8 protein-coding genes are annotated in these 6,665 nt (G+C 73.1%); 4 read left to right on the top strand and 4 right to left on the bottom strand.

Annotation, left to right across the window (positions count from 1 at the left end; all coding sequences use genetic code 11):
- Window positions 1–108: 108 nt before the first annotated feature.
- Window positions 109–864, bottom strand: a complete 756-nt coding sequence (locus L0B03_RS12175; protein ID WP_250446086.1) for a SurA N-terminal domain-containing protein — start codon at window positions 862–864, stop codon at window positions 109–111.
- 127 nt (window positions 865–991) lie between these two features.
- On the opposite strand from L0B03_RS12175, the gene L0B03_RS12170 reads away from it, so the two are divergent.
- Window positions 992–1,849, top strand: a complete 858-nt coding sequence (locus L0B03_RS12170) for a formate/nitrite transporter family protein (protein WP_250446083.1) — start codon at window positions 992–994, stop codon at window positions 1,847–1,849.
- A 28-nt stretch (window positions 1,850–1,877) separates the two neighbouring features.
- Here the strand turns inward: L0B03_RS12170 and L0B03_RS12165 are convergent, their stop codons facing one another.
- Window positions 1,878–2,693 (bottom strand): polyphosphate polymerase domain-containing protein, encoded by an 816-nt coding sequence (locus tag L0B03_RS12165; RefSeq protein WP_250446082.1) that lies wholly within the window; start codon window positions 2,691–2,693, stop codon window positions 1,878–1,880.
- Between the two features lie 17 nt (window positions 2,694–2,710).
- A complete protein-coding gene (locus tag L0B03_RS12160) occupies window positions 2,711–3,349 on the bottom strand; it encodes a DUF4956 domain-containing protein (protein ID WP_250446081.1) in 639 nt (212 codons plus the stop codon).
- A gap of 181 nt (window positions 3,350–3,530) precedes the next feature.
- On the opposite strand from L0B03_RS12160, the gene L0B03_RS12155 reads away from it, so the two are divergent.
- From L0B03_RS12155 to L0B03_RS12145, 3 genes are all read left to right on the top strand, one after another.
- Window positions 3,531–4,337: a response regulator transcription factor gene (locus L0B03_RS12155; protein ID WP_284501727.1), complete on the top strand. Its 807-nt coding sequence runs from the start codon at window positions 3,531–3,533 to the stop codon at window positions 4,335–4,337.
- A 40-nt stretch (window positions 4,338–4,377) separates the two neighbouring features.
- Entirely contained in the window at window positions 4,378–5,868 is a 1,491-nt protein-coding gene (locus L0B03_RS12150; RefSeq protein ID WP_250446079.1) for a HAMP domain-containing sensor histidine kinase, read from the top strand.
- Between the two features lie 98 nt (window positions 5,869–5,966).
- Window positions 5,967–6,383, top strand: a complete 417-nt coding sequence (locus L0B03_RS12145) for a hypothetical protein (RefSeq protein WP_250446078.1) — start codon at window positions 5,967–5,969, stop codon at window positions 6,381–6,383.
- Between the two features lie 63 nt (window positions 6,384–6,446).
- Here the strand turns inward: L0B03_RS12145 and L0B03_RS12140 are convergent.
- Window positions 6,447–6,665: hypothetical protein (locus L0B03_RS12140; RefSeq protein ID WP_250446076.1), on the bottom strand; the 219-nt coding region annotated here is incomplete at its 5' end.

Genomic DNA, 6,665 nt, shown 5'->3' with positions numbered 1-6,665 from the left:
GCCCGCGGCCGGGTAGAGCGCGCCGCCGCCCGCGGCCGGGTAGAGCGGGCCGTCGCCCGCCGCCGGGTAGAGCGGGCCGTCGCCCGCCCCGTGAACCCTGGGGGCAGGTCAGAGGTTGATCGTGACCTCGGCGGACTCGCGCAGCTCCGTCAGCAGGGTCCCGATCGCCTCGGACCGGGCCGTCGAGGTGAGCTGCTGCTCGAGCTGGGGCCGGACGTCGTCGAGGGGCGGGACCTCGGCCTCGCCGCCGGCAGCCTCCTGCTGCTCGACGAGGTCGTCGTAGAGCTCCTGGACCTCGGCGTCGGAGGGCTCGACGTCCCCGACGGCGTCGTCGACCAGCTGGTCGACCTTCACCTGGGTGCGGAGCTCGGAGCGCACCTCGTCCTCCGAGAGGCCCTGGGCGGTGAGGGCCTCGACGACCTCCTCGGGCGAGCCGAGGCCGTTGACCTCGGCGAGTTCGGCGAGGGTCTCGTCGACCTGGGTGTCGTCGGCCTCGAAGCCGCGGCTCTCGGCCTCCTGGATCAGCAGCCGGGTGCCGACCAGGGTGTCGGCGACCTCGATCCGGAGCTGCTCCTGGTCGACGGGCTGGCCGGCGCTCTGGGCCTGCAGCGCGAGCTGCTGGAACTGGCCCTCGTAGGCCTCGACGAACTCCTCGCGGCTGATCTCGTGACCGTCGACCTCGGCCACGACCTCGGGGATGCCCTCGAGATCGGGCTCGAGCGCGCCGGTGTCCGGGGCCTCGTCCGGGGCGGCCGTCTCCTGGGAGGTGGTCTCCTCGGGGGTGCCCTCGTCGGTCGCGCTGCACCCGGCGACCGCCAGGAGGGTGATCGCGAGGCCGGCGCCGAGCCTGGTGGTCCTGTTCATGGTGCTCTCCCTCGCTCAGGCGAAGCGCGCCAACCTAGCACGGAGCCCTGGGTGTCGACCCTGGGCGGCTCCCGCCCTGGGACCCTCGTGCCGCTGAGGGGGCGCCGGGCGTGGGACCGTAGGGCCCATGAGCGCGGACTCCTCGCAGCTGTTCCCCGGCAAGCAGTTCATCAGCACCATCCTCGAGGCCCTCGAGACCAAGACCGCGATGTCCGGGAGCCTGGCCCGGCGCTACCTCCAGCGTGCCGCGATGGCCGGCATCATCATCGGCCTGCTCTACGTCACGCACTACGCGGTGGTCGCCGCCTTCGACGCCGTCCCCGCGGGGGACGCCACCCTCGAGCCCCTGGGACGGCTCGTGGGGGCCGCGGTCTTCGGTTTCGCCCTGGTCTTCATCTACTACACGAAGTCCGAGCTGCTGACCTCGAACATGATGGTCGTCTCGATCGGGGCCTACTACCGCCGGACCGGCTGGGCCAAGGCCCTGCGGCTGCTGGGTCTGTGCTTCCTGGGGAACGCGCTCGGCGGGCTCCTGGTCGCAGCCCTGGTCCGGTTCAGCACCCTGGTCGCCGGGGCACCGCTCGCGCAGATGGAGTCCTCGGTCGAGCACAAGCTCGAGTTCATCACGGCGGGCGCCGCGGGCTGGGGCGACCTGATGGTCCGCGCGATCCTGTGCAACTTCATGATCAACGTCGCGATGCTGCTGGTCTACAACGGGCTGATCAAGGACGACCTGACCAAGAGCCTCGTCATGGTGGTCGCGGTCTTCATCTTCGCCTTCCTCGGGCTCGAGCACTCGGTGGCCAACACGGTCCTGTTCACGATCGTGGGCCTCCAGGGCGGGGTCGACCTGGGGCTGGCGGCGGCGAACGTCGCGATCGCCCTGGTCGGGAACTTCATCGGCGGTGGCCTGCTCATCGGCCTCTACTACGCCTACGCGAACGACGACGCCCGGTACCTGCGCGCACGGGCCGACGCCGAGTGAGGCGCCGGCCCGCTGTCGTGAGGCCCCGTCAGCTCGTTGCTGGGGTGCTCCAGGTCGGGGAGGAGGGGTGGAAGAGGTCGTGCTTGAGCAGCGGGCGCCAGGGCGTCGAGGGCAGGTCGGGCCGCAGCGCGGCCAGCCCCGTGCCGTACTTGGAGATGCGTACCGGCCGGTAGCCGTGGGACCACAGCAGGCGGTCGGCCGCACTGGGCCGGCCGTCGGTCTTCGTCTCGACGACCGCATGGCCCTCGAGGTGGGCCTCGACAGGTGTCCCGTCGTGCTCCGTCGCGCAGCGCAGGGAGGTGTCCACGGTGAGCCTGCTCCCGCTCGCAGCGAGGTACAGGGTGCTGCGGCGGTAGGCCGTCTCGAGCGCCGCGGCGAGATCCAGGTCCTGCTCCTCGATGTGCGCCTCGGCGAGCACCTGCCGGACGAAGGCCCGGCCCCCGCTGGTCAGGACGTGGCGGTCGTCCAGGGCGTGGGAGGTCCGGTTCTTGACCGTCCAGCCGCGGCGGTCCCGCGTCTTGACCTCGAGCCAGCACTCGGCGGCGTCAAGATACGTGCGCGTCCTGACCTTGAACCGACGTGGGCGACGCCTGGCCGCCTGGATGAAGCAGTCCAGCTCGGCGGTGTCGAGGTAGATCGAGGAGTAGCCGAAGGTGCGTCGTCCCGCGATCTCCAGCACCTGGGCGTCCTCGGCCGAACCCAGTCCCTCGACCAGCTCAGCGGCGGCAGCCACCGGTAGGACGTACTTGCGGTCCATGCGCCGCTGGAGAGCGGCCTGGTCGAGAAGGTCCTCGAGCCCGACGGGGGGTAGGGCGCCCAGCACGTGGTGCAGGCCGGACTGCACGCTGGGCGCCCCCGACCTCATGACCGGGCCTCGGCCGACGCGCTCATGGGCCGGGAAGCGCTGACCGGGCCGCCCTGGTCTGCCCCGGCCCGCGTGGCGAGCGTGGAGGAGCGCACGGGGAGCCGGTAGCGGACCTCGACCAGGGTCGTGTCCTGGACGAGGTCGACCTTGTGCACGATCGCGCGATGCATCCGGGCGCCGAGCAGCTGCTCGAGGTGGGCGACCAGGACCGTGCTGTCGGTGAAGGCGCGGTCCAGGGTCATGAGCTGGGAGCCGTAGCGGGGCAGGAGTCGGGGATGGTCCCCGATCACCATCACGGCCAGGACGAGAGCCATGAGGGCCCCGGTGGCCCACAGGGGGCTCAGCGGCAGCCCACCCAGCAGCCCGAGGGCCAGCGCCGAGAAGTAGTAGGCGACCTCCTCCTGCGCGAGCTCGGTCGAGCGGAGCCGGATGATCGACAGGACGCCGAAGAGCCCCAGGCCCAGACCTGCGCCGACCGCCGTCGAGGAGAGCGTGGCGGTCACGGCCAGGACGCCGACGTTCACGCCCAGGTAGGCCACGACCAGCTCGCGTCGGCGGTGCCGCGGGAAGTAGATGCCCAAGGTCAGCACCGAGACGGCGACGAGGTCGAGCAGAAGGGGAGGCCAGGCGGTCATCGGAGCGCTCCATGTCGTTCGGGGTGGTGCCACGACGATGGTCCGCAGGCCTGTGCCGGCCCTGCGCGGATCCTGTGGGCGGGCTGTGGGGTGGCGTGGGCCGGGCCCGCAGGCAGCGCCTCACAGGAAGCGCACAGGTGGCGCTCAGCCGATCACCGGGCAGGTGGCGCACCATGGCCTCATGAGCACACCTCCCGCTGCGGCGCGCAGCCCCCTGACCCGCGCGGACGGCACGTCGGTGCGTGCTCTCGTCGTCGACGACGAGCCGGCTCTCGGCGAGCTGCTCTCGACCGTCCTGCGCTACGAGGGCTGGACCGTCGAGACGGCCCTGACGGGCCACGCCGCGATCCGGGCCGCCAAGGCCCTCAGCCCCGACGTGATCGTGCTCGACGTGATGCTCCCGGACCTCACCGGTCTCGAGGTGCTCCGTCGGATCCGCTCGCAGCAGCCCGAGGTGCCCGTCTTGTTCCTCACGGCCAAGGACGCGGTCGAGGACCGGGTGGCGGGACTCACCGCGGGCGGGGACGACTACGTGACCAAGCCCTTCAGCCTCGAGGAGGTCGTCGCGCGGTTGCGGGGCCTGCTGCGCCGCTCGGGCGCCTCGGCCGCCGCGGTCGAGAGCACCCTGGTCGTCGGGGACCTCACCATGGACGAGGACAGTCACGAGGTCACCCGGGCGGGTACGTCCATCACGCTGACGGCCACCGAGTTCGAGCTCCTGCGCTTCTTCATGCGCAACCCCCGCCGGGTGCTGTCCAAGGCCCAGATCCTCGACCGCGTCTGGCAGTACGACTTCGGGGGGCAGGCCAACATCGTCGAGCTCTACGTGTCCTACCTCCGCCGCAAGATCGATGTGGGGAGGGCGCCCATGATCCATACCCTGCGCGGCGTGGGCTACGTGCTCAAGCCCGGCGAGCCGGCTCACGCGAACGCCGACGAGGGGGGGCCGTCACCGGATGAGGTCGGCCGACGGACGGTGGCGCAGTAGGCCCTGGTCGCGGTGGCCCCTGCGGCACAGGCTCGTCGTCGTGGTCCTCGCCCTCTTCGTCGCGGTCGCGGCGGGCATGGCCGGTGCCTCGACCCTTGCCCTGCGGGCGTCGCTCGTCGAGCAGCTCGACGAGCGCGTGCTGGCGACGAGCGAGCGCGCCGTCCGGGCGGAGGACGCACCTCGGGAGATCGGACCGCTCGCCCCGAGCGACCCCGGCGGCCCCGAGGGGGATCCCCCGCTCTCCGGGCCCCCCTCGGGCCTCGACGCACCGGGTCAGGCCGCGGGGACGGTGACCCTGACCGTCCAGGACGGCTCGGCCCTCGGGGCCTACATCGACACCGCGGGCGAGTTCCAGCAGCTGACCGCGGCCCAGGTGGAGGTCCTCGCTGCGGTCGAGACGGACGGCCTTGCGCGGACCGTGGACCTCGACGAGCTGGGGGAGTACCGCGTCGTGGCCTCGACGACGAGCGCGGACGACCTCGTCGTCACCGGCCTGTCCCTCGAGGACGCCTCCGACACCGTGAGTCGCTACCTGGTGATCGAGGCCATGGTCGCGGCCCTCGGCGTCGGGCTCGCCGCCGTCCTGGGAGGGGTGCTGGTGCGTCGCGAGCTGCGTCCGCTCGAACGGGTGGCGGGCACCGCGACCAGGGTGTCCGAGCTGCCCCTGCACGAGGGGGAGGTCGCCCTGGCTGAGCGGGTCGACGTCCAGGACACCGACCCACGGACCGAGGTCGGGCAGGTCGGGGCGGCCCTCAACCGGATGCTCGGGCATGTCGAAGGGGCCCTCGCCGCCCGCCACGAGAGCGAGATGCAGGTCCGGCGCCTCGTCGCCGACGCCAGTCATGAGCTGCGCACCCCTCTGGCCTCGATCCGTGGCTACGCCGAGCTGGTGCGGCGTGTGCCCGCCGACCTCCCCCCCGACGCGTTGCACGCGATGGCCCGGGTCGAGTCCGAGGCTCGGCGCATGACCACCCTCGTCGAGGACATGCTGCTGCTCGCGAGGCTCGACGCCGGTCGCCCCCTGGAGACGGGACCCGTGGACCTCACCGCCCTCGTGCTGGACGCCGTGGCGGACGCGCACGTCGCGGGGCCCGATCACGTGTGGCTGCTCGACCTGCCGGACCCGGACGACGCGGAGGGGGACGGTACGGGCCTCCCGCAGCACGACGCGACCGTCGCGGGGGACGAGGACCGCCTGCGCCAGGTGCTGGTCAACCTTCTGGCCAACGCCCGGGTGCACACGCCCCCCGGGACGAGGGTGCTGACCGCGGTCCGGCCCGGGCCAGAGGCCGTCACCGTGAGCGTCCGGGACGACGGCCCGGGCGTCCCGGCCGACCTTCTGCCGACCCTCTTCCAACGATTCAGCCGAGGGGATGCCGCGCGAGCGCCGGGCAGCGGGTCGACCGGCCTGGGGCTGGCCATCGTCGACGCCGTGGTCCAGGCGCACGGCGGGCAGATCACGGTCGACGGTGCCGCCGGGGGGACCACCTTCCTCGTGACCCTGCCACGGTCCACAGCGGGCGCACAGTGACCCCTCAGGCCCCACGCAGCAGCGGCGGCCAGGCTGGGCACGTACCGCGCAGAGCGGTGGCCGCACCAGCGGTGCCAGCACCGGACGAGGAGATCACCATGACGCAGGGACCCGACCAGGACCGTCCCACGAGCACCGAGGCCGTGCCCCCGCACCCCGTGACCGCTCAGGGGACTCCTCCTGCCGCGATCCCGCAGGAGGGGATGCCGGCGACCGCCCCAGGGTCTGAGTCGCGACGCGCTCGCCTGCGGCGCCGGGTCGTCGCCGCTCCGCTCGCGACCGCCGCGATCGGGGTCCTGCTGGCCGCGGGTCTGGGGTTCGGCGCGGGCTTCGCGGTCGGCCACGAGTCCACCGAGCAGGTCGCCACCGAGGGTTTCCGCGCAGGGATGTGGCCCGGGACGGACGAGGGCGGGGCGCCCGGGGACGGGTCGCAGATGCCGGGAGCCCCGGGGGGCGGCGCGGGTCTGCCGGACCTCGAGGAGGGCAGCGCCGAGGAATCCTCGGCCGACACCTGACCGGCGCCGAGTGCCGGTGCCGCGCTCCGGCCGGGCCCTCGCTCGTGGCCCGGCCGGAGCGGGTCAGCTCACCGGGATCAGCCCGTCGGTCAGCGGGTGGGGGGTGCCGAACCGGTGCGCGGTGATGCTCACGGCCTGCTCCCGGAGGAAGGGCAGCAGCTCGACGCGACCGGCCTCCGTGACGGGGTGGTCCCAGACCGCGACGTCGGGCCGCCCGCCGAGCGCCGTGGTCAGCTCGCTGGCCTGGCCGCCCACCAAGCGCACCCGACCGTCGGAGAGGCG

Source organism: Actinotalea sp. C106, from assembly GCF_023630195.1.
GTDB lineage: Bacteria > Actinomycetota > Actinomycetes > Actinomycetales > Cellulomonadaceae > Actinotalea.
Note: the sequence above shows the minus strand (reverse complement) of the source record. Positions and strands in the feature narration are given on the sequence as shown.

Bases quoted from the DNA above. Each gene is read 5' to 3' on its own strand.
- L0B03_RS12175 (WP_250446086.1), bottom strand. From the start codon at position 864: ATGAACAGGACCACCAGGCTCGGCGCCGGCCTCGCGATCACCCTCCTG.
- L0B03_RS12145 (WP_250446078.1), top strand. From the start codon at position 5,967: ATGACGCAGGGACCCGACCAGGACCGTCCCACGAGCACCGAGGCCGTG.
- L0B03_RS12160 (WP_250446081.1), bottom strand. From the start codon at position 3,349: ATGACCGCCTGGCCTCCCCTTCTGCTCGACCTCGTCGCCGTCTCGGTG.
- L0B03_RS12155 (WP_284501727.1), top strand. From the start codon at position 3,531: ATGAGCACACCTCCCGCTGCGGCGCGCAGCCCCCTGACCCGCGCGGAC.
- L0B03_RS12170 (WP_250446083.1), top strand. From the start codon at position 992: ATGAGCGCGGACTCCTCGCAGCTGTTCCCCGGCAAGCAGTTCATCAGC.